Below are 26,793 nucleotides of genomic sequence, written 5' to 3' on the forward strand. Positions count from 1 at the left end.
CACCGGGCGCTCAGTGCTGCGCGAGGATGACACGCGCCTTCGCGACGTCGTCGTCCATCTGCGCGATGAGCGGCTCGATGCCCGCGAACGCCACCTGGCCCCTGATGCGGGCCACGAACGCGATGTCGACGATGTGGTCGTAGAGATCGAGCTCCTCGTCGAGCACGTAGGCCTCCACCTGCTTCGGCGGCACGCCCGCGAAGGTGGGGTTGCTGCCCACCGAGATGGCGGCGGGGTAGCGGGTGTCGCCGTCGGTGAGCCAGCCGGCGTAGACGCCGTCGGCGGGGATGAGCCCCTCGGACTCCGGTGAGAGGTTGGCCGTGGGGTAGCCGAGCTCGCGGCCGCGGGCGGCACCGTGCACCACTTCGCCGCGTACCGATGGCGTGCGACCGAGCATCTCGCCCGCTCGCTCCACGTCGCCGTCGGCGAGCAGCTCGCGGATCCACGACGACGAGACCTTGCGCACCTCGCCCGGCCGCACGTCGGGGATGAGGTCGACGTCGAAGCCGAGCTCGCCGCCGAGCTCGCGCAGCATGTGGATGTCGCCCTCGCCCTTGGCGCCGAAGCGGAAGTCCTCCCCCACCATCACCACGCGGGCTCCGCACACGTCGCGGAGCACCTCGGTGGCGAACTCGCGCGGGGTCTTGGAGGCGAGCGCCTCGTCGAAGGGCAGGAAGAGCGTGACGTCGACGCCCGTGGCAGCCAGCAGCTCGAGTCGCTGAGCATTGGAGACGAGCGGATTCGGCCTCGCCGCGGGGTCGAGCTGGGCCAGCGGATGCCGGTCGAAGGTGATCACGACCGATCGCAGGTCGCGTTCGCCCGCCACCCGCAGCAGCTCGCCGATCACCGCGCGGTGGCCGGCATGCACGCCGTCGAACTTGCCGATCGTCACGGCCGAGGGGCCGAGGTCGCCCTCGACGTCGGTGACACCGAAGTAGGTCTTCATCGTGACCGCCTCAACCACAGCATGCCGAGCACGGGCAGCAGGAGCGGCACGAACAGGTAGCCCATGCCGTACCACGACCACACCGAGGCCTCCGCGAAGAGCTCGGGCAGGAAGAGGCTCAGGGTGCCGACGGTGAGCACACCCACGAGCTCGAAGGTGATGGTGATCCAGGCCACGCGGTACCAGACCTGGCCGGGGGCGATGAGGGCCACCGTCGCCACGATGTAGACGACCGCCGCCACCGCCGAGAGCGAGTAGGCGAAGGGCGCCTCGTCGAACTTGGCGATGAACTCGTAGACCGAGCGGCCCGTGGCGGCGAGGGCCAGGATGCCGTAGACGATGATGAGCACCCGGCCGATGCCGCTGGCACGGGTCTTCTGGGCGGGAGCGAGGGTGTCGTGGGCCATTTCTCTTCGAGTTTATGGCACCGGCGCGGGGTCGGGCTCCCGGCTCGGGATCAGGCCCCCTGCACGAACCAGATCACGTTCATGCGGTAGACCATCACGGCCACGGCGAGGCAGAGCGCGCCGAGGATGACGGTGCTCCACCTGCTGCGCTCGATGAGCGCCCAGAAGCCGCCTGCCACCGGCAGCAGCACCGCCGAGATGAGGTAGATGTAGAACTCGAGCACGTCGCCCGAGGCGGTGTTGCCGAAGGCGGGAGAGGCGATGGCCACCACGAGCTGCACGATGAGCAGCAGCTCCACGAGGGCGGCGATGCCCATCACGAGGTCGTTCGGCTTGCGGCCAGCGAGCCCCAGGATGACCGCGAGCGAGCCGCCCGCGGTGGCGATGACGACCTGCACGATCGTGAACCACTCGATCACGGCGTCGCCTCCTGGTACTCGTCGGGCGGGAAGTTGACCACGCTCTTGCCGCTCGTGCCGCGCGCCTCCACGAGGCCGAGCAGGCGACCGGCCGGGGTGATGGCGGCGAGCAGACCGGTGGGGTCGTTCTCGAGGGTCGCGGCCGGCAGCTCGATCCGCTGACCGTGCCCGAGCGCGGCGGCCTCGGCCTCGTCGACGTCGAGCACGGTGAACAGCTGTCTCGCCACGGCGGCGGGGTCGAGCATCTCGAGCGGCTCGCCCGCTTCGGCGCGGGTCTGCAGCTCCGCCAGGGTGGGGGCATCCGACACCGCGAAGGGGCCGATGCGTGTGCGTTTCAACGCCGTGAGGTGGCCGCCCACACCGAGCAGAGCTCCCACGTCGCGGGCGATGGCCCGGATGTAGGTGCCGGAGGAGCAGACCACCCGCACGTCGACGTCCACGTAGTCGCGGCCGTCGACGGAGGTGCGTGTGGCCTCACCCAGCAGCTCGACCTCGGAGATCGTGACCGTGCGGCCCTCGAGCACCACGTCCTCACCGGCCCGCACGCGCGCGTAGGCGCGCTGGCCGTTCACCTTGATGGCGCTCACGGAGCTCGGCACCTGCACGATCGTGCCCTGCTGGGTGGCGAAGGCGGCCGCGATCGCCTCGGGGGTCAGGGATTCGAGGCCGATGGCGCCCGTGTCGCTCCCGCCCTCGGCCGGCAGCAGCTCGCCCTCGGCGTCGTCGGTGGTGGTGCCCGCACCGAGTCGCACGGTGGCGAGGTACTCCTTGTCGAGCCCCACCACGTAGGTGAGCAGCCGGGTGGAGCTGTTGACGCCGAGCACGAGCAGCCCCGTGGCCATCGGATCGAGGGTTCCCGCGTGCCCGACCTTGCGCGTGCCGGCCAGGCGGCGGGTGCGAGCCACGACGTCGTGGCTCGTGAGCCCCTGCGGCTTGTCGACGAGCACGATTCCGCTGGCGGTGGAGGACGGGGATTTCACGCCTGCCACGCTAACAGCCGTGCGGCCGTCTTCACTCTCAGCAGGAATCCGCGAACACCCGTCGAGGACGCTCGGGATCCGCGAGATCGATGATCGCCTGGGCGCCGAAGCGCGGCCCGGCCTCGGCCTCGTAGAGCCGATCGGCCTCGCGCACCTCCTCGCCCTGCGCGAACCAGCGGCTCTCGACGTAGACCGTGAAGTTGAAGAGGCCGCGGAGCCCAGGGCGCTGCAGGAACGCGCCGTCGAGCACGAGCACGGCGTCGGCGGGTGCGGTGAGCCAGCGCGACTCGAGCGGCGCGTCGCGCTCGGCGTCGAAGGCCGCGGTCTGGAACCCCGCGCTGCCGCCGAGGCGGAACGGCTCGATCAGCACGCGCTTGAGCGTGTCGGTGTCGAAGCGGTCGAAGTAGCGGCCGGCGCCCGAGTCTGCTCCGCGCACCTCCCGGGCAGCCCGCGGGCGCTGGAAGTCGTCGAGCGAGGCGCGCACGGTGTCGACGCCCGACCGCACGAACGACTCGCCGAGCTCGTCGGCGAACGACCGCGTGCCGTCGATCCCGTCGACGGCCACGATCACCCGCCCGAGGCGGTAGTTGTGGCGGATCTCTGCGGTCAGAGCGTCGGTGAAGTCGCTCGCGGGTGTGGCGGGGGTGACCATGCTCCGAGTCTAGGCTTGTGCCATGCCAGGTCACCCGTCCGACCGTGCTCTCGACACGGCGGTCGTGGACTGGTTCGCCGCCAACGCCCGTGATCTGCCGTGGCGCCGCCCGGGCTTCCCCGCGTGGGGCACCCTCGTGAGCGAGTTCATGCTGCAGCAGACCCCCGTGGTGCGCGTCGTGCCGAGGCTCGCCGAGTGGCTCGAGCGGTGGCCGGAGCCCTCCGCTCTCGCCGCGGAGGCGCCGGGCGAGGCGGTGCGCGCCTGGCAGTCGCTCGGCTACCCGCGTCGGGCGCTGCGACTGCACGCCTGCGCCGTGGCCATCACCGAGCAGCACGGTGGCGTGGTGCCCCGCGACGTGCCGACCCTGCTCGCCCTCCCCGGCATCGGCGACTACACCGCGCGCGCCATCGCGGTGTTCGCCTATGGCGACCGGCACCCTGTGGTCGACACCAACATCCGCCGCGTCATCGCGCGCGCCGTCGACGGGCTTCCGGATGCGCCCGCCCCGAACGCCAAGCGAGATCTGCCCGCCATGACGGCACTGCTGCCGGAGGACGACGTCGCTGCGGCGCGCTTCAACGCGGGCATGATGGAGCTCGGCGCGATCGTCTGCACCGCGCGCTCCCCCAAGTGCGACCTCTGCCCGCTCGCCGCGCAGTGCGCCTGGCGGGCGGAGGGCTACCCCGCCACCGAGGTGGCCCGCCGCGCGGTGCAGAAGGCCTACGAGGGCTCGGACCGCCAGGCGCGCGGTGCGGTGCTGAAGGTGCTGAGGTCGACGCCGCATCCGGTGCCCGCCGCCCGCCTCGCCGAAGCGGTGCCGGACGGCGCGCGCTACGGCCGCGCACTCGCAGGCCTCCTCCACGACGGCCTCGTGGTCACCGTGGAGGACGACCTGTTCGCTCTGCCCTAGTCGACGGGCTTTTGGGCCTCGTCGGGCTCGATGGTGCGGGGCTTCACGTACGGGTCCTCGTCGCCGGCGTAGGTGGCCGTCTTGGCGAGACCCTCCACCTCGGCGTCGCGGGCGCGCGCCTCGGCCAGCAGGCTGTCGAGCACCTTGGCGTTCTCGGGCAGCGCATCCGCGATGAACTCGAGCGACGGCGTGAGCCGGGCGGTGATGTTCTTGCCCACCTCGGTGCGCAGCATTCCCGTGGCCGACTTGAGGGCCGCGGCGCTGTCGGCGCGCTCCTGATCGTCGCCGTACACGGTGTAGAACACCGAGGCGTGCTGCAGGTCTCCCGTGACACGCACATCGGTGATGGTCACGAATCCGAGTCGAGGATCGCGGATGCCCTTCTCGAGTCGCTTCGCGACGATGACCTTGATGCGGTCCGCCATCTTGGCGGCACGAGCCGGATCAACCATGATCTTCCTTCTCTTTCGTCTCTACGACTTTCGTCACTACGACTTTCGTCACTACGAGAGGAGGAGGAGTGGTGAGACCAGGCCTCACCACTCCTCCATCAGCTCACGCCAGTTCTAGCAGATGCTAGACGCGCGGCTTCTCCTTCATCTCGATCGTCTCGATCTCGTCGCCGATCTGGATGTCGTTGAACTTGCCGAGACCGATACCGGCCTCGAAGTCCGTGCGCACCTCGGTGACGTCGTCCTTGAAGCGACGCAGCGACTCGATGGCGAGGTTGTCCCCCACCACGACACCCTCGCGGATGACCCGGGCCTTCGCGTTCCTCGTGATGGTTCCCGAGCGCACGATGACACCGGCGATGTTGCCGAACTTCGAGGAGCGGAACACCTCGCGGATCTCGGCCACACCCGACTGCACCTCTTCGAACTCGGGCTTGAGCATGCCCTTGAGCGAGTTCTCGATGTCGTCGAGAGCGTTGTAGATGACCGAGTAGAAGCGGATGTCCACACCTTCTCGGGCAGCACGCTCGCGCGCCTTGGTGTCGGGCCGCACGTTGAACCCGATGATGATCGCGTTGTCGACGGTCGCCAGGTTGACGTCCGACTCCGTGACGGCACCCACACCGCGGTGGATGATGCGCAGCTGCACGCTGTCGTCGACCTCGATCTTGAGCAGCGACTCCTCGAGTGCCTCGACGGCACCGGAGACGTCACCCTTGATGATGAGGTTGAGCGCTTCGACCTTGCCCTCTTCGAGTGCACGGGTGAAGTCCTCGAGCGAGATGCGCTTGCGGGCCTTGGCCAGCGAGGCGTTGCGCTCGGCGGCCTCACGCTTCTCGGCGATCTGACGAGCGGTGCGGTCCTCCTCGGTGACGAGGAAGGTGTCGCCGGCGCGGGGCACGGAAGAGAGTCCCTGCACCTGGACCGGACGGGACGGGGTCGCCTCCGTGACGGTCTCGCCGTTCTCGTCGACCATGGCACGAACTCGCCCGTAGGCGGTTCCGGCCACGATCGCGTCGCCCACCCGGAGCGTTCCCGACTGGATGAGCACGGTCGCGACAGCGCCGCGGCCCTTGTCGAGCTTGGCCTCGATGGCCACACCGCGAGCATCCTTGTTGGGGTTGGCCCGCAGGTCGAGACCGGCGTCCGCGGTGAGGAGCACTGCGTCGAGCAGGTCCTGGATGCCGATGTCGTTGCGCGCCGACACGTCGACGAACATGACGTCTCCGCCGTACTCCTCGGCCACGAGGTTGTACTCGGTGAGCTGCTGGCGCACCTTGGCCGGGTTGGCGTCGGGCTTGTCGATCTTGTTGACCGCGACCACGATCGGCACGTTGGCCGCCTGGGCGTGGTTGAGCGCCTCGATCGTCTGCGGCATGATGCCGTCGTCGGCCGCCACCACGAGGATGGCGATGTCGGTCACCTGCGCACCACGAGCACGCATGGCGGTGAACGCCTCGTGACCCGGGGTGTCGATGAAGGTGATCGGGCGTACGCGGCCCTCGTGCTCGGTGATGACCTGGTAGGCACCGATGTGCTGGGTGATGCCACCCGCCTCGCCGGCGACCACGTTGGCGTTCCGGATCGCGTCGAGAAGACGCGTCTTTCCGTGGTCGACGTGACCCATGACCGTGACGACGGGGGGACGGATCTCGAGATCCTCGTCGCCCTCGTCCTCGAGCTCCTGGTCGAGGTCGATGTCGAAGCCCTCGAGCAGCTCGCGGTCCTCCTCCTCGGGGGAGACGACCATGATCTTGTAGCCGAGCTCTTCGCCGAGCACCTGGAAGGTGGCCTCGTCGAGCGACTCCGTGGCCGTCGCCATCTCACCGAGGTGGAACAGCACGGTCACGAGGTTTCCGGGGCTCGCGTCGATCTTGTCGGCGAAGTCGGTGATGGAGGCACCTCGACGCAGACGCACGATGGTGTTGCCGTCGCCGCGGGGAACGCTCACGCCACCCAGCGACGGAGCCTCGCGCAGCTCGAACTCGGCCCTCTTCGTGCGCTTCGACTTGCGAGCCTTGCTCTTGCCGCCACCGCGACCGAACGCACCGGCGGTTCCACCACCGGGTCCACGGCCACGACCGCCGGCACCCGGGCGCGGCGCGAAGCCGCCGGGAGCGCCACCGGCGCGGAAGCCGGGGCTGCCGGGAGCCGGACGAGCGCCGCCACCCTGAGCCGCACCGGGGCGGAAGCCCGCACCGGTACCGGGGCGCTGGAAGCCGCCTGCGCCTGCGGGGCGAGGAGCACCCGGACGCGGTGAACCGGGGCGGGGAGCACCGGGACGCGGGGCGCCGGGGCGAGGAGCACCGGGACGCGGGATGCCGTTGCCGGCTCCCGGCGCTGCTCCGGCGCCTGCGCCCTGCATGCCCTGCTGGCTCGCGAACGGGTTGTTGCCGGGGCGCGGAGCACCCGGGCGGGGACCGCCGGGACGCTGCATGCCCTGCTGGCTCGCGAACGGGTTGTTGCCGGGGCGCGGGGCGCCGGGGCGGGGAGCGGCGGAGTCGCCACCGGCCGCAGGAGCGGCGGGAGCGGCAGCGGCGGGCGCACCGGGTGCAGGAGCGGACGGACCGGCCGGCGCGGCGGGTGCCGACGCGGCGGGTGCCTCGGCAGCCGGTGCCGCAGGGGCGGCGGGTGCGGGAGCAGCGGAAGCAGCGGGCTTCTCGGCAGTGGGCTTCGCAGCCGGGGCCGGGGCCTCGGTGGGAGCGGGCGCTGCGGCAGGAGCCTCGGCAGCGGCGGGGGCCGCGGGGCCGGGACGGGCTCCGGGGCGTGCGCCACCGGGGCGGGGGCCATTGGTCTTGGCCACGGGAGCGGCGGGTGCCGCTGCCTCAGCGGCGCCGGTCGAGCCCGCGCCGGCCTTCATCAGGGCTTCTTTGAGTCGACGGGCCACAGGGGGCTCGATCGACGACGACGGGCCCTTGACGAACTGACCCATCTCTTTGAGTGTCGCAAGGGCGACCTTGCTGTCGACACCGAGCTCGGCGGCGACTTCATGTACACGTGGTTTTGCAGCCACAATTCTCCTGTCTGAGGCCTACCCCAGACAGGGCAGGCCGCTAAAAACGGACGGGTCTCATTTCGAGCCGCTCATCAGTTGTCACTCATGGGTTCACGGTGCCGTTCAGCCTGTTCTCTAATGTCGTCGTGTCGAGGATTCCCTCGACCCGGAGCGCACGCCCGAAAGCTCGCCGCGTGACAGCGGTGTGGAAGCAATCAGGTGAGGGATGCAGCCAAGCGCCTCGCCCGGGAAGTGTGGCCGTCTCGTCGACGACCAGTATGTGCCCTTGAGGAGCACTGACCCTGGCCACGACCCGCAGCAAGGCGGATCGGGTGGCGCGCGCACGACATCCGACGCACGTTCTAACAGGTTCCATGGTACTCCATAATCCCGAGCGGCCGTTCGACCGCCACTGGCGTGGGTCGAAACGCATTCGAGTCGATCCGAGTCGTCGACGCTGATCGCGTCGACGACTCGGGAGCCTGACCGACTATCGTCGCTCAGTCTCCATCGAGGATCGAATCGGGCTGGATGTCGATCTTCGCTCCGGTGAGCTTGGCCGCCAGGCGGGCGTTCTGGCCCTCCTTGCCGATGGCGAGCGAGAGCTGGTAGTCAGGCACGAGCGCTCGAACGGCCTTGGTGGCCGAGTCGATCACGAAGGCGCTCGACACCTTGGCGGGCGAGAGCGCGTTGGCCACGAACGTCGGCAGATCCTCGGAGTAGTCGACGATGTCGATCTTCTCGTTGCCGAGCTCGGCCGTGACCGCGCGCACGCGCTGGCCGAGCTCGCCGATGCAGGCGCCCTTGGCGTTGATGCCGGGCTCCGTGGCGCGCACGGCGATCTTGGTGCGGTGGCCGGCCTCGCGGGCCAGCGACATGATCTCGACCACGCCGGAGGCGATCTCGGGCACCTCGAGTGCGAACAGCTTGCGCACGAGCGAGGGGTGCGTGCGCGAGACGGTGATGGCGGGGCCCTTGGGGCCCTTCGACACGCTCGTGACGTACACCCGGATGCGGGAGCCGTGCGCGTAGGTCTCGCCCGGCACCTGCTCCTCGGGCGGCATGATGGCCTCGATGGTGCCGAGGTCGACGTGGATCATGCGCGGGTTGGGGCCCTGCTGGATGACGCCGGCGATGATGTCGCCCTCGCGGCCCTTGAACTCGCCGAGCACCTTGTCGTCGCCGATGTCGCGCAGCCGCTGGTTGATGACCTGCTTGGCCGCGAACGCCGCGATGCGACCGAAGTCGCTCGGGTTCTCCTCGGCCTCGCCGATCACCACGCCGTCCTCGTCGACCTCGGGCACGAAGATGCCGATGTGACCGGTCTTGCGGTCGAGGTGCACTCGAGCGGAGTCGGTGCCGTCCTCGCTCGTCGCGGGGCGATCGGTGTGCTTGAGGTACGCCGTCAGGATCGCCTGCTCGATGATGCCCACGAGCTCCTCGAAGGGGATCTCTCGTTCGCGCTCCAGGAGACGTAAGACGCTGAGGTCGATGTCCACTTCCGGCCTCCTCTGTTCAGATCTGAAGACCGCCGAGACTCCGGCGGTCGAACCTAGAGACTACCCGAAGCTCGCCGCCACGGCATCCAGGGCCACCTGGGTGCGCTCCCCCGTGGCACGATCCCACAGCTCCACGACGCCCTCGGCCACACCGCGGCCGACGATCACGATGCGCGGCACGCCGATGAGCTCGGCGTCGCCGAACTTCACGCCGGGAGACACCTTGGGGCGGTCGTCGAAGAGCACCTCGAGGCCCTTGGCGTCGAGCTCGGCCACCACCTGCTCCGCGGCCTCCCAGACGGCGGGATCCTTGCCCGTGGCGATCACGTGCACGTCGAAGGGCGCCACGGCGGGCGGCCAGATGAGGCCGTTGGCGTCGTTGTGGAGCTCGGCGATGATGGCGAGGATGCGCGTGATGCCGATGCCGTAGCTGCCCATCGTCACGGTCACGAGCTTGCCGTTCTCGTCGAGCACCTTGAGCCCGAGCGCCTCGGCGTACTTGCGGCCGAGCTGGAAGACGTGGCCGATCTCCATGCCGCGGGCGAGCTCCACGGGGCCCGAGCCGTCGGGGGCGGGGTCGCCTGCGCGCACCTCCGCGATCTCGATGGTGCCGTCGGTGGTGAAGTCGCGCCCGGCCACGAGGCCGAAGACGTGCTTGCCGTGGGTGTTGGCACCCGTGATCCAGCCCGTGCCGTCGACCACGCGCGGGTCGACCACGAAGCGGATGCCGGTGCTGCTCTTCTCGCCCAGCACGGCGCCCTCCTGCGACCACGGGCCGATGTAGCCCTTCACGAGGCCTGGGTGCGCGGCGAAGTCGGCCTCGGTAGCGGGCTCGACCTCGGCGGGCGCGAACGCCACCTCGGCGCGCTTGAGGTCGACCTCACGGTCGCCGGGGAGACCGACGACCACGAGCTCGCGTGTGCCGTCGAGCTGCCTCAGGGCGAGCACCACGTTCTTGAGCGTGTCCGCGGCGGTCCAGGCGCGGCCGTCGGGCCGGGGATGCGCGCTGTTGGCCCGATCGACGAGGGTTTGGATGGTGGGGGTGTCCGGGGTGTCGAGCACTTCGGCAGGCGTGAGGCCCTCGAACGAGCGGGGCTCGGGCGCGAGCGTGGTGAAGGCCTCCACGTTGGCCGCGTAGCCGCCGGCCGAGCGCACGAAGGTGTCCTCGCCCACGGGGGTGGGGTGCAGGAACTCCTCGCTCTTCGAGCCGCCCATCGCCCCCGCATCCGCCTTGACGATCACGTACTCGAGGCCGAGGGCGGTGAAGATCCGCTCGTAGGCGTCGCGCTGCGCCTGGTACGAGGCGTCGAGACCGGCGTCGGTGTAGTCGAAGGAGTAGGCGTCCTTCATGGTGAACTCGCGACCGCGCAGGAGGCCGGCCCGGGGGCGCGCCTCGTCGCGGTATTTGTCCTGGATCTGGTAGATCGAGAGCGGCAGATCCTTGTAGCTGTTGTAGAGGTCCTTCACGAGCAGCGTGAAGACCTCCTCGTGCGTGGGGGCGAGCACCATCCCCGCGTCCTTGCGGTCGGAGAGCCGGAACATGCCGGGCCCGTACTCGTCGTAGCGGCCGGTGACCTCGTAGGGCTCCTTCGGCAGCAGGGCGGGGAAGTGCACCTCGAAGGCACCGGCGGCCGCCATCTCCCGCCGCACGATCGCCTCGATCTTGCCCTTCACGCGCAGACCGAGCGGCAGCCACGCGAAGATGCCAGGCGCCTGGCGGCGGATGTAGCCGGCCCGCACGAGCAGGCGGTGGCTGGTCACCTCCGCGTCGGAGGGGTCTTCGCGGAGGGTACGGAGGAAGTAGGTCGAGAGGCGTGTAGACACGACACCGAGTTTAGCGAGTCCTGCACAGGCGGCCGGATGCGCGTTGGCCGTCCCCAGATCCGGCCTCCCGGCGGGGCGGGCGCGGGTGCTGTTCCTACGGTCGACGCATGGACACCCTCACGCAGCTCCGCTCGGCCTCGCCCTACCTGCAGCGGTGCAGCACGCCGATCGGCCGCATCGAGGTGGCGAGCGACGGAGAGTGCGTCACGGCGGTGGCCATCGAGCGCCACGGGCTCCTGCCGCACGACGGCCTCGCCTACGACTCCAACGCGGTCGCCGACGAAGCGGTGGCCCAGCTGCTCGACTACTTCGACGGCTACCGGCGCCGGTTCACGGTGCCTCTGCTGCACCGGGGCACGCCGTTCCAGGTGGCGGTCTGGCAGGAGCTCGCCGCCATCCCCTGGGGGCGCTTCACCACCTACGGCACCATCGCGGCCTCGGTGGGGCGCCGCGGATCGGGTCGTGCGGTGGGTGGCGCCATCGCGTCGAACCCCACTCCCCTGCTCGTCGGCTGCCACCGGGTGCTCTCCGCCGCGGGCAGGGCCACGGGGTGGAGCTGGGGCGAGGGCGTGCGCACGAAGTCGTGGCTGCTCCACCACGAAGGGGTGCCCCACGATGGCTGACGCGCCGGGCGGATCGCACTCAGACCTCGAGCACCAGCTCACCGCTCGGCGAGAGGCTCAACCGCGTTCCGGATGCCGCCCCCCAGGCGAGCAGGTCGTCGATGCCGGCGAAGTCCACGCCGTTCTCGGCGATCGCTCGCACGAGCATCCCCTTGCCCTTCTTGTTGAAGTGGTTGAGCGCTCGCACCGTGCCGTCGGGCCCCCGGCTCACCACCCGGAGGTAGTAGCTCCCGGCCGGTGCGGCACCGAGGCCCACGTAGGCCTCGGAGCGGAGGTCGAGCATGAGCTCACCGGCGTGGGTGGCGAGTTCCTTCGCCACGGTCGCCGCCCAGCGCGCCTTCAGCGAGGCGGCCTCGAGCCGCGAGTCGTGCGAGAGCCGGTACGCCGGGATGGGGTCGCCCGCCCCCAGCAGCCCGAAGAGCGCGGAGTGGATGCGCACGTGCTCCTCGGCGAACGCCCGCGCCTCGGGCGAGAGGGTCTCCGCCCCGAGCGCCTCGAAGAGCACCCCCGTGTAGCGGTCGAGAGCGGGCATGGTCGGGGCCGAGGCGAGCGTGCGGTTGCGCTCCACCTCGAAGGCGAGCTTCTGGCCGAGCTTCAGCCGGCGCATCATGTCGTCGGGCGTACGCGCCAATCGGGAGACCTCACGCACGAGCGCGCGCCTGGTGGTCGAGAGGGCGGGATGCGCGAGAGCCGCGTAGTCGAGCGGCGCGGGCACTCCCCCGTCGCGCTTGGTCTCGGAGGGGGGAAGGAGGATCAGCACGGGCGACCCCTTTCACGTCGAAGACCGCCGCACCCGGCTCCACAGGAGCGGGGTGCGGCGGTCTGGAGCCGACGAATCGGCGGAAGGTTACTTGACCAGTTCGGCGTCGCGGGCGACGATCATGACGGTGTCGTTCTCCACGGAGAGGAACCCGTCGTCCGCACGGGCGACGAGGCGCTCACCCGAGGTGGCGTTGACCCGCACCTCACCGGCGGCGAGGATCGCGAGCAGCGGCTCGTGACCGGCGAGGATGCCGATCTCGCCCTCGACCGTCTTGGCGATCACCATCGACGCCTCTCCCGACCAGATCTCCTGATCGGCCGAGACGACGCTGACGTTCAGAGGGGAGGCCATGATCAGCCGTTCTCCTTCTGGATCTGAGCCCACTTCTCCTCGACGTCGCTGATCGAACCGACGTTGAAGAACGCCTGCTCGGCCACGCTGTCGAAGTCACCCTTGGTGATCGCGTCGAACGACTCGATGGTGTCCTTCAGCGGCACGGTGGAACCCTCCACGCCGGTGAACTTCTTGGCCATGTAGGTGTTCTGCGAGAGGAACTGCTCGATGCGACGTGCACGCGACACGGTCACCTTGTCTTCCTCGGAGAGCTCGTCGACACCGAGGATGGCGATGATCTCCTGCAGCTCCTTGTTCTTCTGGAGGATCTGCTTGACGTTCGTGGCCACACGGTAGTGCTCGGCGCCCAAGTAGCGGGGGTCCATGATGCGGCTGGTTGAGGTCAGCGGGTCGATCGCCGGGTACAGACCCTTCGAGGCGATCGCACGCGAGAGCTCGGTGGTCGCGTCGAGGTGGGCGAAGGTGGTGGCCGGCGCCGGATCGGTGTAGTCGTCGGCGGGCACGTAGATGGCCTGCAGCGAGGTGATCGAGTGACCACGCGTCGAGGTGATGCGCTCCTGGAGCACACCCATCTCGTCGGCGAGGTTCGGCTGGTAGCCCACCGCGGAGGGCATGCGGCCCAGAAGGGTCGACACCTCCGAACCGGCCTGCGTGAAGCGGAAGATGTTGTCGATGAAGAGCAGCACGTCCTGGTTCTGAACATCGCGGAAGTACTCCGCCATGGTCAGAGCCGAGAGGGCCACGCGAAGACGCGTTCCCGGCGGCTCGTCCATCTGGCCGAAGACGAGGGCGGTCTTGTCGAACACGCCCGCCTCCTCCATCTCGTGGATGAGGTCGTTGCCCTCACGGGTGCGCTCACCGACACCGGCGAACACCGACACACCACTGTGGTTCTGCGCGACGCGCTGGATCATCTCCTGGATGAGCACGGTCTTGCCCACGCCGGCTCCACCGAAGAGACCGATCTTTCCACCCAGCACGTACGGCGTGAGGAGGTCGATCGACTTGATGCCGGTCTCGAAGAGCTGGGTCTTCGACTCGAGCTGGTCGAACGCCGGCGGGCGGCGGTGGATGGGCCAGCGCTCGGTGATCTCGATGGTCTCGCCGGGTTCTGCGTTGAGCACCTCGCCGATGACATTGAAGACGCGACCCTTGGTGACGTCGCCCACGGGGACCGTGATGGCGGAACCGGTGTCGCGCACCTCCTGGCCGCGCACGAGGCCGTCGGTGGGGTTGAGCGCGATGGCGCGCACGAGGTCGTCACCGAGGTGCTGAGCGACCTCGAGCGTGATCTCGGTCGAGACGCCGGCCACGTTGAGTGTGGTCTTCAGTGCGTTGTAGACCTCGGGAATCGAGTCGTGCGGGAACTCGATGTCGACAACCGGGCCCGTGACGCGCGCAACACGGCCGACACCGGCCGGTGTCGAGGCCACGACTGGCGCGGTAGCTGTGTCAGTCATTGTGCAATCTCTTTTCTTCGGTGACTACTTGGCGGAGGCCAGTGCGTCGGCCCCACCCACGATTTCGGAAATCTGCTGCGTGATCTCACTCTGTCTGGCGTTGTTCGCCAGCCGGGTGTAGTCACGGATCAGGTTGTCGGCGTTGTCGCTGGCCGACTTCATGGCCTTCTGACGGGCCGCGTGCTCGGAGGCGGCGGACTGCAGCATGGCGTTGTAGATGCGGCTCTCGACGTAGATCGGCAGCAGCTTGTCGAGAACGGTCTCGGCATCCGGCTCGAACTCGTACAGCGGGTAGACGTCGTTCGAGGGCGTCTCGGGCACGTCGCCCTCCACGATCTCGAGCGGCAGCAGTCGCACGACCTCGGGGGCCTGCGTGACCATGCTCACGAAGCGGTTGAAGACCAGGTGGATCTCATCCACCCCGCCCTCGGCGTCGTCGAGGTTGTACGCACTGACGACCGCATCGGCGATCTCCTTGGCGGTCTCGAAGACGGGCTGGTCGGTGCTGCCCGTCCAGGTCTTCACACTGCCGCGCTTGCGGAAGTTGAAGTACGCCACGGCCTTCCGACCCACGAGGTAGTAGGAGACCTCTTTGCCCTCGCTGCGGAGCAGCTCGGCGAGGCCCTCTGCCTCCTTGAGCACCGACGAGGAGAAGGCACCGGCGAGACCGCGGTCGGAGGTGAAGATCACGATCGCTGCGCTGTCGAGCTTCTCGCGCTCACTCGTGAGCGGGTGGTCGACGTTGGAGTACGTCGCCACGGCCGAGACCGCACGGGTGATCGCCTGCGAGTAGGGCCCTGAGGCCTTGACCCGCTGCAGGGCCTTCTGGATGCGCGAGGCGGAGATCAACTCCATCGCCCGCGTGATCTTCTTGGTCGTCTGGGCGGACTTGATCTTCGACCGATAGACCCTGAGCTGTGCACCCATGGTTAGCGGCGACCCTTGACGATCTTCTCCTGGCCGACGTCCTCGGCCTTGGTGGCGTCGAACTTCTCGGAACCGACCGAGGCGAGCGGCTTGCCCTCACCGGTCTGGAACTCGAGCTTGAACTGGTCGATCGCCTTGTCGAGGTCGGCGGTCGTGGCGTCGTCGAGCTTGTTGGTCTCGCGCAGGGTGGTGAGGATCTCGGTGGTGCGGCCGATGTAGTCGAGCAGCTCCGCCTCGAAGCGCAGGATGTCCTCCACGGGAACCTCGTCGAGCTTGCCCTTCGTGCCGGCCCAGATCGAGACGACCTGCTGCTCGACGGGGAACGGCGAGTACTGCGGCTGCTTGAGCAGCTCGGTGAGGCGAGCGCCTCGAGCGAGCTGACGACGCGACGCGGCGTCGAGGTCGGAGGCGAACATGGCGAAGGCCTCGAGCGAGCGGTACTGGGCGAGCTCGAGCTTGAGCGTTCCGGAGACCGACTTGATCGACTTCACCTGGGCGTCGCCACCGACTCGCGAGACCGAGATTCCCACGTCGACCGCGGGGCGCTGGTTGGCGTTGAAGAGGTCGGACTGGAGGAAGATCTGGCCGTCAGTGATCGAGATCACGTTGGTGGGGATGTAGGCCGAGACGTCGTTGGCCTTGGTCTCGATGATCGGCAGGCCGGTCATCGATCCGGCGCCCAGCTCGTCGGAGAGCTTGGCGCAGCGCTCGAGCAGACGCGAGTGCAGGTAGAAGACGTCGCCGGGGTACGCCTCGCGTCCCGGCGGACGACGCAGCAGCAGCGACACGGCGCGGTAGGCCTCGGCCTGCTTCGACAGGTCGTCGAAGATGATGAGCACGTGCTTGCCGCCGTACATCCAGTGCTGGCCGATGGCCGAGCCGGTGTAGGGGGCGAGGTACTTAAAGCCGGCGGGGTCCGAGGCGGGCGACGCCACGATGGTGGTGTACTCCATCGCTCCGGCGTCTTCGAGCGCGCCCTTCACCGAGGCGATGGTCGAGCCCTTCTGGCCGATGGCGACGTAGATGCAGCGCACCTGCTTGTTCTCGTCGCCCGACTCCCAGTTGGCCTTCTGGTTGATGATGGTGTCGATCGCGATGGCGGTCTTGCCGGTCTGGCGGTCACCGATGATGAGCTGGCGCTGGCCGCGGCCGATCGGGATCATGGCGTCGATGGCCTTGATGCCGGTCTGCATGGGCTCGTGCACGCTCTTGCGGGCCATGACGCCTGGCGCCTGCAGCTCGAGCTCGCGGCGACCCTCGGAGGCGATCTCGCCGAGACCGTCGATGGGGTTGCCGAGCGGGTCGACCACGCGGCCGAGGTAGGCGTCGCCCACGGGAACCGAGAGCACCTCGCCGGTGCGGGTGACTTCCTGGCCCTCTTCGATGCCGGTGAACTCACCGAGCACCACGACGCCGATCTCGTCCTCGTCGAGGTTCTGGGCGAGGCCCAGCGTGCCGTCGGCGAAGCGGATGAGCTCGTTGGCCATCACACCGGGCAGACCCTCGACGTGCGCGATGCCGTCAGCGGCGTCGATCACGTAGCCGACCTCGGTGGTGGAGGCCTTGCCGGGCTCGTAGGCCGCGACGAAGTCCTTGAGGGCGTCGCGGATCTCATCGGGGCGGATCGTAAGTTCAGCCATCGTTTTCCCTTTTCTGGTGGGGTCGAACCCCAGTGTGTTCCGGTGCCCGCGGATTAGCCAGCGAGCTGAAGTCTCAAATCGTTGATGCGTGTCGCCACGCTGCCGTCGATCACGTCGTCGCCGAGCTGGATGCGCACGCCGCCGATGACCGAGGGGTCGATGACCTGGTTGATCAGCACGGAATGCCCGTACTGCGCCGCCAGCGTCTTCTCGAGGCGCTCGCGCTGCGCCGCCCCGAGTGGGGTGGCGGTGGTGACCGTGGCCACGGCGGAGCCGGACTGGTCGGCCACGATCGACGACGCGAAGCGGATGAGCTCCCCGATGCGGCGGCCGCGCGGCTGGGTGACCAGCTGGCGCACGATCGCCACGGTCTGAGCCGAGGCCCGCCCCTGCAGCAGTCGCTCCACGAGGGCGCGCTTCTGGTCGACGGAGCCGAGCTTGGAGCCGAGCGCGAGCTCGAGCTCCGCGTCGCTCGACACGGCTCGGGCGAACTCGAACAGCTCCGAGTCGACCGACGCTGTGGCGGGTGCCGAGGTGGCCACCGCACGGATGCCGATCTCCTCGATGCCGGCCAGCAGGTCGGTGTGAGTCGACCAGCGGCTCTCGGCGACACCCACGAGCAGCTCGACGGTCTTGGCGTCGTACGCCGAACCGAAGAGCCGCTTCACGAGCGCGGCCTTGGCGCTGTTCTCGGCGCCGGGGTCGGAGAGGGCTCCGAGCAGGTGTGACGAATCACCGATGATCCGACCAGCGGCGAAGAGCTCTTCTCCCGTGGCCAGATCGACCGCGGAGCCCAGGCTCGACAGGCGAGCCTTGGCGTCTCCGAGGGCAACTCTGGTCGCGCTTCCCATGTGCTACTTCTTTCCCGCGGTGTCGGAGGCCTCGAGGTCGGCGAGGAAGCGGTCGACGAGCGCCGTCGCCTTCGCGTCGTCGGAGAGCGACTCCCCCACCACGCCGGAGGCGAGGTCGATGGCGAGCGAGCCCACCTCGGAGCGCAGCGACACGAGAGCGGCCTGGCGGTCGGCCTCGATCGCGACCTGGGCGTTGGACTTGACGCGCTCGGCGTCGGCCTGGGCCTGGGCGTTGATCTCGGCGCCGATGCGCTGGGCATCCACCCGAGCCTGCTCGCGGATCTTGCCGGCCTCGGCGCGAGCCTCGGCCAGCTGAGCGGTGTACTGCTCGAGAGCGGCCTCGGCTTCGCGCTGGGCGACGTCGGCCTTCTCGATGTTGCCCTCGATCGCCGCAGAGCGCTCGTCGAGGAGCTTCTTCATGCGAGGCAGGACGAGCCTCCAGAAGAAGAAGAGGATGACGACGAAGCACACCGCAGACCAGATGATGTCATACGACGCCGGGATAAGCGGGTTCGACGTTTCGCCCTCGGTCGCAGCCAGAACTGCTTGAAGCATTCCAGCCTCCTTATCGATCGAAGTTGGGCTACTAGGAGGTGAAGATGAAGTACGTCGCGATACCGATGAACGCGAGCGCCTCGGTGAACGCGATACCGATGTACATCAGCACCTGGAGGCGACCGGCGAGCTCGGGCTGGCGGGCCACACCCTCGATGGTCTTGCCGACCACGATGCCCACGCCGATGGCGGGGCCGATCGCTGCGAGGCCGTAGCCCATGGTCGCGACGTTGCCGGTGACCTCAGCGAGGATCGATACATCTGCCACGTTTGTTTCCTTCCGTAGGTGGTTCGGGCGGGCGCCTGAACCGCTTAGTGTTCCTCAGCCAGCGCGAGCTGGATGTAGACAGTGGTGAGTAGGGCGAACACGTACGCCTGGAGAACGGCGACGAGGATCTCGAACAGGGTGAAGACGAAGCCGAAGGCCAGTGTTCCGACACCGAAGAGCGTGTAGAACCCGCCCGCCGAGAAGAAGAAGAACTGGGTGGCTGCGAAGAAGAGCACCAGCAGCAGGTGACCCACGACCATGTTCATGAGCAGTCGGAGCGTGAGGGTGATCGGCCGGAGGATGAAGGTCGAGAGGAACTCGATCGGCGTCACGATGATGTAGAGCGGCTTCGGCACTCCGGGCGGGAACAGCGCGTTCTTGAAGAACGCTCCCGGGTGCTTCTTGAGGCCCGCGTAGATGAAGGCGAACCAGGCGACCACCGCGAGCACCAGCGGCATGCCGATGGTCGAGTTCGCAGAGATGTTCAGGAACGGGATGATGCCCGTGATGTTCATGAACAGCACCGCGAAGAAGATCGTGGTGATCAGCGGGAGGAAGCGACGGCCGTCTTTCTTGCCGAGCAGGTCTTCCGCGATGTTGACCCTGGCGAAGTCCAGGCCCATCTCGACGATGGACTGGAAGCGGCCGGGCACCACCTTCATGCGGCGCGTACCGAGCCAGAAGATGAGGATGATCGCCAATACCGCGAGGAAGCGGATGAGGACGATCCGGTTGATTTCGAAATCCGTGCCAGCGAAGAAGATGGCGTCCGGGAAGAACTCCTCGATCGACGGACCGTGGAAACCACCATCGTCGGAGGTTGCCATGGGGGCTAGCAGGTTCACAGCGTTAGCTATCAGCGCTATCTCCTGTTTCGGGGCGTGGAACTCCGAGAGTTCTCGCGACGACGAACGGGTGGGGGGTGTGCTGCGTCATTGCGTGTGACACGCTTTCCGACAGCGGAACGAACGTCGTAACCCTATCAAGACAAAGGGTTGCCTGACTAATCGAGATCGGCTCACTGCCCGCCGGGGAGGCGCACGTCGGAGGCGTAGGACATGCGGCTGCGGGCCACGACGACCACATCGACCACGAGCGTGCCGAGCACGGCGGCCACGATGCTGAGGAACAGCACGACGTCGTTGAGCCACGGCTGGCCACGGAGCAGCACCACGAGCACGATGAAGAGCACGAACTTGACGATCCAGGATCCGAGCACGATCACGAAGAAGAGCGTCGTGTAGATCGGCGAGGCGTGGAAGCGGTTGGCCACGAGGATCGAACCGGAGGTGACTCCCGCGAACACGAGCACCATGCCGGTGCCGATGAGGGCGCTCCACACGCCGTTCGGGCCCACCACGAGGTAGCCGACGACTCCGCCGACGATCGCGATCACGACGGCGAGGATGACGTCCCACTTGAGGATGGTCGAGAAGACCAGGTTGGCGGCGGGCTTGGGATAGTCGCCGCGGAGGGTGGGGTCTGTCACGGTCTAGTGCTCCTTGATGTCGTCGGCGGCGGCGTCGAGCGGGTCGTCGCCGGCTCGGCGTGAGGCCTCGAGGGTGCCCGCATCCGCGGTCTGGGCTTCGATCTCGCGCCGCTTCAGCGGGCTGAGCGGGGCGAGGGTCACCACGGTGCAGACCACGATGCCCACCCCGAGGAAGATGAACGCGAGCCAGTAGGGCTGCAGCACGAACAGCAGCAGGCAGCCCACCGAGACGACCGTGGTCCACGCGTAGAAGATGAGCACGGCCTGCAGGTGCGAGTGCCCCATGTCGAGCAGACGGTGGTGCAGGTGCTTGCGGTCGGCGCTGAACGGGCTCTTGCCCGCGCGGAGACGCCGGAAGATGGCCAGCCCGAAGTCGAGGAGCGGGATGACGAGGATGGCGAAGGGCAGGAGGATCGGCAGGAACGCGGGCAGCAGCTGCGACCGGCCGAGCTGCGCGGGGTCGATCTGGCCCGTGACGGCGATGGCGCTCGTGGCCATGAGCAGGCCCACGAGCAGGGCTCCCGCATCGCCCATGAAGAGCTTCGCGGGGTGGAAGTTGAGGGGCAGGAAGCCCGCGCACGCGCCGATCAGCACGGCCGTGATGAGCGAGGCGAGGTTGAAGTAGTCGGTGGGCGAGGTGTCCTGCGCCAACAGGTAGCTGTAGATGAAGAAGACGCCGTTGGCGATGAGCGCCACACCCGCCACGAGGCCGTCAAGACCATCGATGAAGTTGATGGCGTTCATGACCAGCACGACCGCGAGGATCGTGATGACGAGCGACATGCCGCTCGATCCGATGGTCAACCCGCCGATCGGCAGCGAGACGATCTGCACGCCCTGCCAGGCCAGGAGGAACGCCGCGATGATCTGGCCGGCGAGCTTGGTGAGCCAGTCCAGATCCCAGATGTCGTCGGCCACGCCGATGAGAACGATGATGAGGGCGGCACCGAGGATGGCCCAGACCTTGCCCGGCTCCGCGAAGACGAGCCGGAACCAGCTGATCTGCGAGGCGACGCCGATGGCGATCACGACGCCGAGGAACATCGCGATGCCGCCGAGGCGCGGGGTCGGCCGCGTGTGCACGTCGCGCTCACGGATCTTGGGGTAGAGCCGGAACTTGTTGCTCAACCGGTAGATGACGAACGCGAGGCCGAAGGTGACCACGGCGGAGACGAGGGCGACGAGGAGGTAGAACCGCATGGGTCAGGCACCTGCCAGGAGGTCGCCGATGACCTCGCGCAGGCGCTCGTCGCTCACGGCGCCGTGGCGCACGATGCGGAAGGAGGCGGGGTCGGTGGCGTCGAGGATGGTGGAGGCCGCTCCCCCGGTGCGCGCTCCCCCGTCGAGGTACACCGACACGCTGTCTCCGAGCATCGCCTCGGCCTCTGCCGCTGTGGTGGCCGCGGGGCGGCCGGTGAGGTTGGCGCTCGAGACGGCGAGCGGACCGGTCTCGGCGAGCAGCGCGAGCGCGATCTCGTCATCCGGCATGCGCAGGGCGACCGTTCCGCCCGTCTCGCCGAGATCCCAGGCCAGCGAGGGCGTGGCCTGCAGGATGATGGTGAGGCCGCCGGGCCAGAACGCGCCCACGAGGTCGCGCACGGCATCCGGGATGCTCGTGGCGAGCGCGTCGAGCGTGGTGAGCCCGGGGATCAGCACGGGGGGCGGCGACTGCCGGGTGCGGCCCTTCGCGTCGAGGAGCCGCTGCACGGCCGCCGGGGTGAAGGCGTCGGCGGCGACGCCGTAGACCGTGTCGGTGGGGAGCACCACGAGCTCGCCCTTGGCGATCGCGGCCCTCGAGAGGCGCATTCCGGTGAGGAGCTCCGTCGGTGCGGAGCAGTCGTAAAGTGCAGCCATCTCGTGGTCCATGATAGCCGGAGCCGTCTGCCGCCCCTCGGCGGCAGGGCGGCTACTTGGCGACCCGGCCCCGCCCGAAGATCAGCCAGAGGATGGAACCGAGGATCGAGAGGAAGAACGCCACCAGGATCCAGACGAACTTGCCCACGCCGCCGTGGTTCGGGTTCTTCACGATCGACACGACCGTGATGATGAAGATGATGAGGCCGACGACCCCGAAGGTGAATGAGACCGGTTCCATGATTGCCTCCTGGCGTGGGGTTCTAGCGTAGCGCGGTGGTGGCGCGATCGCGGCCCGTGAGGTCGCGGTGGGTGGCCGTGGCGCGCCAGCCGTCGGCCTCGAGCAGAGCCCGGATCTCGGCGCCCTGGAGCTCGCCGTGCTCGATCACGAGGGTGCCGCCGGGGCGGAGGAGTCGTGCGGCCGTGCTCGAGACGCTGCGCACGACGTCGAGACCGTCCTCGCCCCCGTAGAGGGCGTGCTCGGGATCGTGCAGCCGCACCTCGGGGTCGCGCGGGATGGCTCCGAGCGGGATGTACGGGGGGTTCGAGACGACGACGTCGACGGTACCGTGCACCTCGGGCAGGGCGGCGGCGAGATCGATGAAGACCAGGCGCGCGTTGGCGGCGCCGACCCGGCGGAAGTTCTCCTTGGCCCAGATGAACGCGGCGGTGGAGTTCTCCACGGCCACGACCTCGGCGTGCGGCACCTCGGTGGCGAGGGCGAGCGCGATGGCGCCGCTCCCCGTTCCGAGGTCGACGGCGGAGGGTGCGCCCTCGGCTGCCGGCACCACGGCGCGGAGTGCGTCGATGGCGAGGCCGGCCACGAACTCCGTCTCGGGTCGCGGCACGAAGACGCCGGGGCCCACGGAGAGCTCTAGCGAGCGGAACCAGGCGGTGCCCGTGATGTGCTGCAGCGGCTCGCGAGCGGCTCGGCGCTCGACGGCCTCGAGGATGGCGAGCGTCTCCTCGGGGCCGATCGGCGCATCCGTCACCGTGAGCGACTGCACGCGGCCGCGCGAGGCTCCGAGAACGTGCCCGATGAGCAGTTCGGCGTCGACCCGGGGGTCGAGGATGCCGCTCGAGGCCAGGATGTCGACGGCGCGCTCGAAGAGCGACCGCACGGTCACGGGGCGCTCGATCACGGAGACGTCGCTCATGCTGCAGCCTTCACCGAGCTCATGAGTCCCCGCCGATCGCGGCGAGGCGCGCCTCCTCGTCGGCCGTGATGGCCGACTGGATGATGGGCTCGAGCGCGCCGTCCATCACCTGGTCGAGGTTGTACGCCTTGTAGCCGGTGCGGTGATCGGCGATGCGGTTCTCGGGGTAGTTGTAGGTGCGGATGCGCTCGGAGCGGTCCACGGAGCGGATCTGGCTCCTGCGCGCGGCACTCGCCTCGGCGTCGAGCTCCTCCTGCTGCTTGGCGAGGATGCGGGCGCGCAGCACGCGCATGCCGGCCTCGCGGTTCTGCAGCTGGCTCTTCTCGTTCTGCATCGACACCACGATGCCCGTGGGCAGGTGGGTGATGCGCACGGCGGAGTCGGTGGTGTTGACCGACTGACCACCGGGGCCCGACGAGCGGAACACGTCGATCTTGAGGTCGTTGGGGCTGATCTCGACCTCTTCGGGCTCGTCAACCTCGGGGAACACGAGCACGCCGGCGGCCGAGGTGTGGATGCGCCCCTGCGACTCGGTGGCGGGAACGCGCTGCACGCGGTGCACGCCGCCCTCGTACTTGAGGTGAGCCCAGACGCCCTCCGCGGGGTCGGTCGACTTGCCCTTCACGGCGACCTGCACGTCCTTGTAGCCACCGAGATCGCTCTCGGTGCGCTCGAGGAGCTCGGTCTTCCAGCCCTTCGACTCGGCGTAGTGCAGGTACATGCGCAGCAGATCGGCCACGAAGAGCATGCTCTCGGCACCGCCCTCGCCGCCCTTGATCTCCATGATCACGTCGCGTGCGTCATCCGGGTCGCGCGGGATGAGGAGTCGCCTGAGCTTCTCCTCGGTCTGCACGACCTGCTCCTCGAGAGCGGGCACCTCGGCGGCGAACGCCTCGTCCTCCCCCGCGAACTCGCGGGCGGCGGCGAGGTCGTCGACACTCTGCTGCCATGCGAGGTGCGCGGCCACGATGCGGCTGAGCTCGGCGTAGCGGCGGTTGACGCGCTTGGAGCGCGCCGGATCGCCGTGCAGCTCGGGATCGGACAGCTGCTGCTGCAGGTCGTCGTGCTCGGCCTGCAGCGCGCTGACGGACTCGAACATCACTCGCCCTTGTGCGTGCTGTGCCCGTTGTGGCCGTTGGTGACGTGACCGGTGGCGGGAGCGGGCATCGACTTCTGCACCTGCATGAGGAACTCCACGTTCGAGGAGGTCTCCTTGAGGCGGCCGAGAACGATCTCGAGGGCCTGCTGCTGGTCGACACCGGCGAGGGCGCGACGCAGCTTCCAGGTGATCTTGGTCTCGTCGGCGCCCATGAGCAGCTCCTCGCGGCGGGTGCTCGACGCGTTGACGTCGACGGCCGGGAAGATGCGCTTGTCGGCGAGCTGACGCGAGAGGCGCAGCTCCGAGTTGCCGGTGCCCTTGAACTCCTCGAAGATCACCTCGTCCATCTTCGAACCGGTCTCCACGAGCGCGGTGGCGAGGATCGTGAGCGATCCGCCGTTCTCGATGTTGCGAGCGGCTCCGAAGAAGCGCTTCGGCGGGTAGAGCGCCGAGGCGTCGACACCGCCCGAGAGGATGCGGCCGGAGGCCGGCGACGCCAGGTTGTAGGCGCGGCCGAGGCGGGTGATGGAGTCGAGCAGCACGACCACGTCGTGACCGAGCTCCACGAGGCGCTTGGCGCGCTCGATGGCGAGCTCGGCGACCGTGGTGTGGTCCTCGGCGGGGCGGTCGAAGGTGGAGGCGATGACCTCGCCCTTCACCGTGCGCTGCATGTCGGTGACCTCTTCGGGCCGCTCGTCGACGAGCACGACCATGAGGTGCACCTCGGGGTTGTTCGTGGAGATCGCGTTGGCGATCTGCTGCAGCACGATCGTCTTGCCGGCCTTCGGCGGCGCCACGATGAGGCCGCGCTGGCCCTTGCCGATGGGGGCGACGAGGTCGATGATGCGCTGGGTCAGCTTGCCGGGCTCGGTCTCGAGGCGCAGGCGCTCCTGCGGGTAGAGCGGGGTGAGCTTGCCGAACTCCACGCGGTTCTGAGCCTCTTCGACGGGCAGGCCGTTGATCGACTCGATGCGCACGATGGCGTTGTACTTCTGGCGGCCGTTGGAGTCGTTCTCGCGCGGCTGACGGATGGAGCCGACGATCGCGTCGCCCTTGCGCAGGTTGTACTTCTTGACCTGACCGAGCGAGACGTAGACGTCGCTGTTGCCCGGGAGGTAGCCGCTCGTGCGCACGAAGGCGTAGTTGTCGAGGATGTCGAGGATTCCGGCGACGGGGATGAGCACGTCGTCTTCCGAGATCTCGGGCTCGATCTCGTCGCCACCGGTCTGGCCGCGGCGCTTGCGGTCGCGGTAGCGGCTGCGGGCTCCACGGTCTTCGCCGAGGTTGGCATCGCGGTCGCGGTTGGCGTCCCTGTCGCGGTTGGCGTCGCGGTTCTGGTTGCCCTGGCCGCGGTCGTTGCCGCGCTCCTCGAGCTGCGCATCCTGCTTCTGCTCGCCGCCGCGGGCGCCGCCCTGGGCGTTCTGGCCACCGTTCTGCTGGCCGTTGTTCTGGTTGCCGTTGTTCTGCTGGCCACCGTTGTTCTGCTGGTTGCCGTTCTGCTGGCCGCCGTTGGAGTTCTGGTCGCCGTTGCCGGAGCCACCGCGGCTGCGACGGTTGCGGCCACGGCCGCGACCCTCGCGCTCGGTGCCCTCGCCGCGCTCGTTCTGCTCGCCGGAGTCGCTCGACTCGTTCGACTGCTCCACCGGTGCGTCATCCGCCTCGGTGGTGGGCTGCGCTGCTTCGGCCTGCACGGCCTGCGCGGCGTCGTTCTGAGCGGCATCGCCGTCGTTCTGCGTGGGACGGCTCTGCTCGCCGCCGTTCTGCGCGGCGCGGGCCGCCTCGATGCGCTCGCGACGGGCCTGCTCGCGCTCGGCGCGGCTCAGGCGGGCGATGTCGCGGCGGTTGCCGCGACGCTGCTCGGGCTGGGGTGCCTCGGCGGAGTCGTCGCCGTCGGCCGCCTGGGGGGCCTCGGACTCGACGGTGCCGGACGCGGCGCTGCTCGATGGAGCGGACTCGGCCTGCGCGGCACCGTTCTGCTCGGCACCGGCCTGCGCGGCGTCGCGCTGCGGCGTCTCGAACGAGAAGGGGGCATCGGCCGACACGGCGGGTGCGTCTGCGGGCACCACGGGCGCCTCGACGCCCTCGGTGTGGTTCACGTGGCCACCGGCCGGCACGCGGTCGGTCGACACACGCTCGGTGGTGACGCGGCGCGAGCGGCGCTTGGGGGTCACGGGGCCCTCGGGCAGATCGATGACGATCGGCTCGCGGGGTGCGGTGCTGGTGGGAGCCGAGCGCAGCAGCTCGTCGGGCACGATCGGCCCGTCGAACACGGCGGCGGCGGGCGCCTCGGCGGCAGGCTGCTCGGGAGCGGCCTCCGCTGCGGGAGCCTCGACGACGGGGGCAGCCTCAGCAGCGGGCGCGGCCTGAGCGGCCGGCGCCTCCTCGGCGGCGGCCTCGAAGTCGAGGGTGATGGCCTCGGGCAGCGCTTCGACGGCGCCGGCCTGGACCTTCTTGATGGCGTCGATCAGCTCGCCCTTGCGGAGCTTGGAGGCTCCGGCCATGCCCAGCTGCGCGGCGATGGCCTGCAGCTCGGAGACCTTGAGGGTCGAGAGATCGGGAGCGGGGGTGTTGACGTCAGTCACGGGGATTCGGTGTCCTTCCCCTGTCGGCTACGAAAAGCCAGGCAGAGAACTGTCGGCGTGAAGGGTGTGCACCTGGGCTGCGAACGA

At 68.9% G+C, this 26,793-nt stretch carries 28 protein-coding genes; 2 read left to right on the forward strand and 26 right to left on the reverse strand.

The window, feature by feature from the left end; all coding sequences use genetic code 11:
- Positions 1-10 precede the first annotated feature (10 nt).
- From ACEXQC_RS04010 to ACEXQC_RS04030, 5 genes are read right to left on the reverse strand one after another with little or no spacing between them, the layout of a single operon-like run.
- On the reverse strand, positions 11-946 hold the full coding sequence (locus ACEXQC_RS04010; RefSeq protein WP_374818643.1) for a bifunctional riboflavin kinase/FAD synthetase: 936 nt from the start codon (positions 944-946) through the stop codon (positions 11-13).
- Positions 943-1,353: a hypothetical protein gene (locus ACEXQC_RS04015; RefSeq protein ID WP_374818646.1), complete on the reverse strand. Its 411-nt coding sequence runs from the start codon at positions 1,351-1,353 to the stop codon at positions 943-945. The genes ACEXQC_RS04010 and ACEXQC_RS04015 overlap by 4 nt, the downstream gene beginning before the upstream one ends.
- A gap of 50 nt (positions 1,354-1,403) precedes the next feature.
- Positions 1,404-1,772: a hypothetical protein gene (locus tag ACEXQC_RS04020; RefSeq protein ID WP_374818649.1), complete on the reverse strand. Its 369-nt coding sequence runs from the start codon at positions 1,770-1,772 to the stop codon at positions 1,404-1,406.
- Positions 1,769-2,752 carry a tRNA pseudouridine(55) synthase TruB gene (truB, locus tag ACEXQC_RS04025; protein ID WP_374818652.1) on the reverse strand — a complete coding sequence of 328 codons (984 nt, stop codon included), beginning with the start codon at positions 2,750-2,752 and terminating at the stop codon, positions 1,769-1,771. The genes ACEXQC_RS04020 and truB overlap by 4 nt, the downstream gene beginning before the upstream one ends.
- Positions 2,753-2,789: 37 nt before the next feature.
- Positions 2,790-3,404, reverse strand: coding sequence for a nucleoside/nucleotide kinase family protein (locus tag ACEXQC_RS04030; protein ID WP_374818654.1), 615 nt, complete (start codon positions 3,402-3,404; stop codon positions 2,790-2,792).
- A gap of 22 nt (positions 3,405-3,426) precedes the next feature.
- On the opposite strand from ACEXQC_RS04030, the gene ACEXQC_RS04035 reads away from it, so the two are divergent.
- On the forward strand, positions 3,427-4,314 hold the full coding sequence (locus tag ACEXQC_RS04035) for an iron-sulfur binding domain-containing protein (protein ID WP_374818657.1): 888 nt from the start codon (positions 3,427-3,429) through the stop codon (positions 4,312-4,314).
- Here the strand turns inward: ACEXQC_RS04035 and rbfA are convergent.
- The 5 genes from rbfA to ACEXQC_RS04060 all read right to left on the reverse strand — a co-directional run bounded on the left by rbfA (position 4,311) and on the right by ACEXQC_RS04060 (position 11,084).
- Positions 4,311-4,766, reverse strand: a complete 456-nt coding sequence (gene rbfA / locus ACEXQC_RS04040; protein WP_374818660.1) for a 30S ribosome-binding factor RbfA — start codon at positions 4,764-4,766, stop codon at positions 4,311-4,313. The genes ACEXQC_RS04035 and rbfA overlap by 4 nt on opposite strands.
- Before the next feature lie 124 nt (positions 4,767-4,890).
- Positions 4,891-7,779, reverse strand: a complete 2,889-nt coding sequence (gene infB / locus ACEXQC_RS04045; RefSeq protein WP_374818663.1) for a translation initiation factor IF-2 — start codon at positions 7,777-7,779, stop codon at positions 4,891-4,893.
- Positions 7,780-7,864: 85 nt separating this feature from the next.
- Positions 7,865-8,194 (reverse strand): YlxR family protein, encoded by a 330-nt coding sequence (locus tag ACEXQC_RS04050; protein ID WP_374818666.1) that lies wholly within the window; start codon positions 8,192-8,194, stop codon positions 7,865-7,867.
- Positions 8,195-8,261: 67 nt separating this feature from the next.
- The gene (nusA, locus tag ACEXQC_RS04055; RefSeq protein ID WP_374818669.1) at positions 8,262-9,260 is read right to left on the reverse strand and encodes a transcription termination factor NusA; all 999 of its coding nucleotides are present in this window, start codon (positions 9,258-9,260) and stop codon (positions 8,262-8,264) included.
- A 60-nt stretch (positions 9,261-9,320) separates the two neighbouring features.
- A complete protein-coding gene (locus tag ACEXQC_RS04060; RefSeq protein ID WP_374818672.1) occupies positions 9,321-11,084 on the reverse strand; it encodes a proline--tRNA ligase in 1,764 nt (587 codons plus the stop codon).
- Between the two features lie 107 nt (positions 11,085-11,191).
- Here ACEXQC_RS04060 and ACEXQC_RS04065 point away from each other — a divergent pair, with 107 nt between their 5' ends.
- Positions 11,192-11,707 (forward strand): methylated-DNA--[protein]-cysteine S-methyltransferase, encoded by a 516-nt coding sequence (locus ACEXQC_RS04065; protein WP_374818674.1) that lies wholly within the window; start codon positions 11,192-11,194, stop codon positions 11,705-11,707.
- A gap of 19 nt (positions 11,708-11,726) precedes the next feature.
- Here ACEXQC_RS04065 and ACEXQC_RS04070 read toward each other — a convergent pair whose 3' ends face one another.
- From ACEXQC_RS04070 to rho, 16 genes are all read right to left on the reverse strand, one after another.
- Positions 11,727-12,467, reverse strand: a complete 741-nt coding sequence (locus tag ACEXQC_RS04070) for a YaaA family protein (RefSeq protein WP_374818677.1) — start codon at positions 12,465-12,467, stop codon at positions 11,727-11,729.
- An 87-nt stretch (positions 12,468-12,554) separates the two neighbouring features.
- Positions 12,555-12,821, reverse strand: coding sequence for a F0F1 ATP synthase subunit epsilon (locus ACEXQC_RS04075; RefSeq protein WP_374818680.1), 267 nt, complete (start codon positions 12,819-12,821; stop codon positions 12,555-12,557).
- Positions 12,822-12,823: 2 nt separating this feature from the next.
- Positions 12,824-14,284, reverse strand: a complete 1,461-nt coding sequence (atpD, locus tag ACEXQC_RS04080; RefSeq protein ID WP_259527232.1) for a F0F1 ATP synthase subunit beta — start codon at positions 14,282-14,284, stop codon at positions 12,824-12,826.
- Positions 14,285-14,308: 24 nt separating this feature from the next.
- The gene (locus tag ACEXQC_RS04085) at positions 14,309-15,211 is read right to left on the reverse strand and encodes a F0F1 ATP synthase subunit gamma (RefSeq protein ID WP_374818683.1); all 903 of its coding nucleotides are present in this window, start codon (positions 15,209-15,211) and stop codon (positions 14,309-14,311) included.
- 2 nt (positions 15,212-15,213) lie between these two features.
- Complete coding sequence (gene atpA, locus ACEXQC_RS04090; RefSeq protein WP_374818686.1) at positions 15,214-16,851, reverse strand: F0F1 ATP synthase subunit alpha; 1,638 nt, start codon at positions 16,849-16,851, stop codon at positions 15,214-15,216.
- A 53-nt stretch (positions 16,852-16,904) separates the two neighbouring features.
- Positions 16,905-17,702, reverse strand: coding sequence for a F0F1 ATP synthase subunit delta (locus tag ACEXQC_RS04095; RefSeq protein ID WP_374818689.1), 798 nt, complete (start codon positions 17,700-17,702; stop codon positions 16,905-16,907).
- 3 nt (positions 17,703-17,705) lie between these two features.
- Positions 17,706-18,257 (reverse strand): F0F1 ATP synthase subunit B, encoded by a 552-nt coding sequence (locus ACEXQC_RS04100; RefSeq protein WP_374818692.1) that lies wholly within the window; start codon positions 18,255-18,257, stop codon positions 17,706-17,708.
- A gap of 31 nt (positions 18,258-18,288) precedes the next feature.
- The gene (atpE, locus tag ACEXQC_RS04105) at positions 18,289-18,477 is read right to left on the reverse strand and encodes an ATP synthase F0 subunit C (RefSeq protein ID WP_173181709.1); all 189 of its coding nucleotides are present in this window, start codon (positions 18,475-18,477) and stop codon (positions 18,289-18,291) included.
- Between the two features lie 92 nt (positions 18,478-18,569).
- Positions 18,570-19,352 carry a F0F1 ATP synthase subunit A gene (gene atpB / locus ACEXQC_RS04110; protein ID WP_374818695.1) on the reverse strand — a complete coding sequence of 261 codons (783 nt, stop codon included), beginning with the start codon at positions 19,350-19,352 and terminating at the stop codon, positions 18,570-18,572.
- A gap of 191 nt (positions 19,353-19,543) precedes the next feature.
- Positions 19,544-20,014, reverse strand: a complete 471-nt coding sequence (locus ACEXQC_RS04115) for a Cg1360 family ATP-synthase-associated protein (RefSeq protein WP_374818697.1) — start codon at positions 20,012-20,014, stop codon at positions 19,544-19,546.
- Between the two features lie 3 nt (positions 20,015-20,017).
- A complete protein-coding gene (locus ACEXQC_RS04120) occupies positions 20,018-21,214 on the reverse strand; it encodes an MraY family glycosyltransferase (RefSeq protein WP_374818700.1) in 1,197 nt (398 codons plus the stop codon).
- Between the two features lie 3 nt (positions 21,215-21,217).
- Positions 21,218-21,868, reverse strand: a complete 651-nt coding sequence (locus tag ACEXQC_RS04125) for an L-threonylcarbamoyladenylate synthase (protein WP_374818703.1) — start codon at positions 21,866-21,868, stop codon at positions 21,218-21,220.
- A gap of 52 nt (positions 21,869-21,920) precedes the next feature.
- Complete coding sequence (locus ACEXQC_RS04130) at positions 21,921-22,109, reverse strand: PLDc N-terminal domain-containing protein (protein ID WP_374818706.1); 189 nt, start codon at positions 22,107-22,109, stop codon at positions 21,921-21,923.
- A gap of 22 nt (positions 22,110-22,131) precedes the next feature.
- On the reverse strand, positions 22,132-23,025 hold the full coding sequence (prmC, locus tag ACEXQC_RS04135; RefSeq protein WP_374818709.1) for a peptide chain release factor N(5)-glutamine methyltransferase: 894 nt from the start codon (positions 23,023-23,025) through the stop codon (positions 22,132-22,134).
- A 19-nt stretch (positions 23,026-23,044) separates the two neighbouring features.
- On the reverse strand, positions 23,045-24,124 hold the full coding sequence (gene prfA / locus ACEXQC_RS04140) for a peptide chain release factor 1 (RefSeq protein WP_374818712.1): 1,080 nt from the start codon (positions 24,122-24,124) through the stop codon (positions 23,045-23,047).
- Entirely contained in the window at positions 24,124-26,706 is a 2,583-nt protein-coding gene (gene rho / locus ACEXQC_RS04145; protein WP_374818714.1) for a transcription termination factor Rho, read from the reverse strand. The genes prfA and rho overlap by 1 nt, the downstream gene beginning before the upstream one ends.
- Positions 26,707-26,793: the final 87 nt, after the last annotated feature.

The sequence above is a fragment of the Herbiconiux liukaitaii genome (genome assembly GCF_041927495.1).
Classification (GTDB): domain Bacteria; phylum Actinomycetota; class Actinomycetes; order Actinomycetales; family Microbacteriaceae; genus Herbiconiux; species Herbiconiux liukaitaii.

Coding starts and splice junctions, on each gene's coding strand:
- ACEXQC_RS04120 (WP_374818700.1), bottom strand. CDS start 21,214: ATGCGGTTCTACCTCCTCGTCGCCCTCGTCTCCGCCGTGGTCACCTTC.
- ACEXQC_RS04010 (WP_374818643.1), bottom strand. CDS start 946: ATGAAGACCTACTTCGGTGTCACCGACGTCGAGGGCGACCTCGGCCCC.
- atpE (WP_173181709.1), bottom strand. CDS start 18,477: ATGGGCTACGGCCTCGCAGCGATCGGCCCCGCCATCGGCGTGGGCATC.
- rbfA (WP_374818660.1), bottom strand. CDS start 4,766: ATGGTTGATCCGGCTCGTGCCGCCAAGATGGCGGACCGCATCAAGGTC.
- ACEXQC_RS04050 (WP_374818666.1), bottom strand. CDS start 8,194: ATGCGTTTCGACCCACGCCAGTGGCGGTCGAACGGCCGCTCGGGATTA.
- ACEXQC_RS04125 (WP_374818703.1), bottom strand. CDS start 21,868: ATGGCTGCACTTTACGACTGCTCCGCACCGACGGAGCTCCTCACCGGA.
- ACEXQC_RS04065 (WP_374818674.1), top strand. CDS start 11,192: ATGGACACCCTCACGCAGCTCCGCTCGGCCTCGCCCTACCTGCAGCGG.
- ACEXQC_RS04030 (WP_374818654.1), bottom strand. CDS start 3,404: ATGGTCACCCCCGCCACACCCGCGAGCGACTTCACCGACGCTCTGACC.
- prmC (WP_374818709.1), bottom strand. CDS start 23,025: ATGAGCGACGTCTCCGTGATCGAGCGCCCCGTGACCGTGCGGTCGCTC.
- ACEXQC_RS04130 (WP_374818706.1), bottom strand. CDS start 22,109: ATGGAACCGGTCTCATTCACCTTCGGGGTCGTCGGCCTCATCATCTTC.
- ACEXQC_RS04015 (WP_374818646.1), bottom strand. CDS start 1,353: ATGGCCCACGACACCCTCGCTCCCGCCCAGAAGACCCGTGCCAGCGGC.
- ACEXQC_RS04035 (WP_374818657.1), top strand. CDS start 3,427: ATGCCAGGTCACCCGTCCGACCGTGCTCTCGACACGGCGGTCGTGGAC.
- ACEXQC_RS04085 (WP_374818683.1), bottom strand. CDS start 15,211: ATGGGTGCACAGCTCAGGGTCTATCGGTCGAAGATCAAGTCCGCCCAG.
- ACEXQC_RS04100 (WP_374818692.1), bottom strand. CDS start 18,257: ATGCTTCAAGCAGTTCTGGCTGCGACCGAGGGCGAAACGTCGAACCCG.
- atpD (WP_259527232.1), bottom strand. CDS start 14,284: ATGACTGACACAGCTACCGCGCCAGTCGTGGCCTCGACACCGGCCGGT.
- ACEXQC_RS04075 (WP_374818680.1), bottom strand. CDS start 12,821: ATGGCCTCCCCTCTGAACGTCAGCGTCGTCTCGGCCGATCAGGAGATC.
- ACEXQC_RS04095 (WP_374818689.1), bottom strand. CDS start 17,702: ATGGGAAGCGCGACCAGAGTTGCCCTCGGAGACGCCAAGGCTCGCCTG.
- atpB (WP_374818695.1), bottom strand. CDS start 19,352: ATGGCAACCTCCGACGATGGTGGTTTCCACGGTCCGTCGATCGAGGAG.
- prfA (WP_374818712.1), bottom strand. CDS start 24,124: ATGTTCGAGTCCGTCAGCGCGCTGCAGGCCGAGCACGACGACCTGCAG.
- atpA (WP_374818686.1), bottom strand. CDS start 16,851: ATGGCTGAACTTACGATCCGCCCCGATGAGATCCGCGACGCCCTCAAG.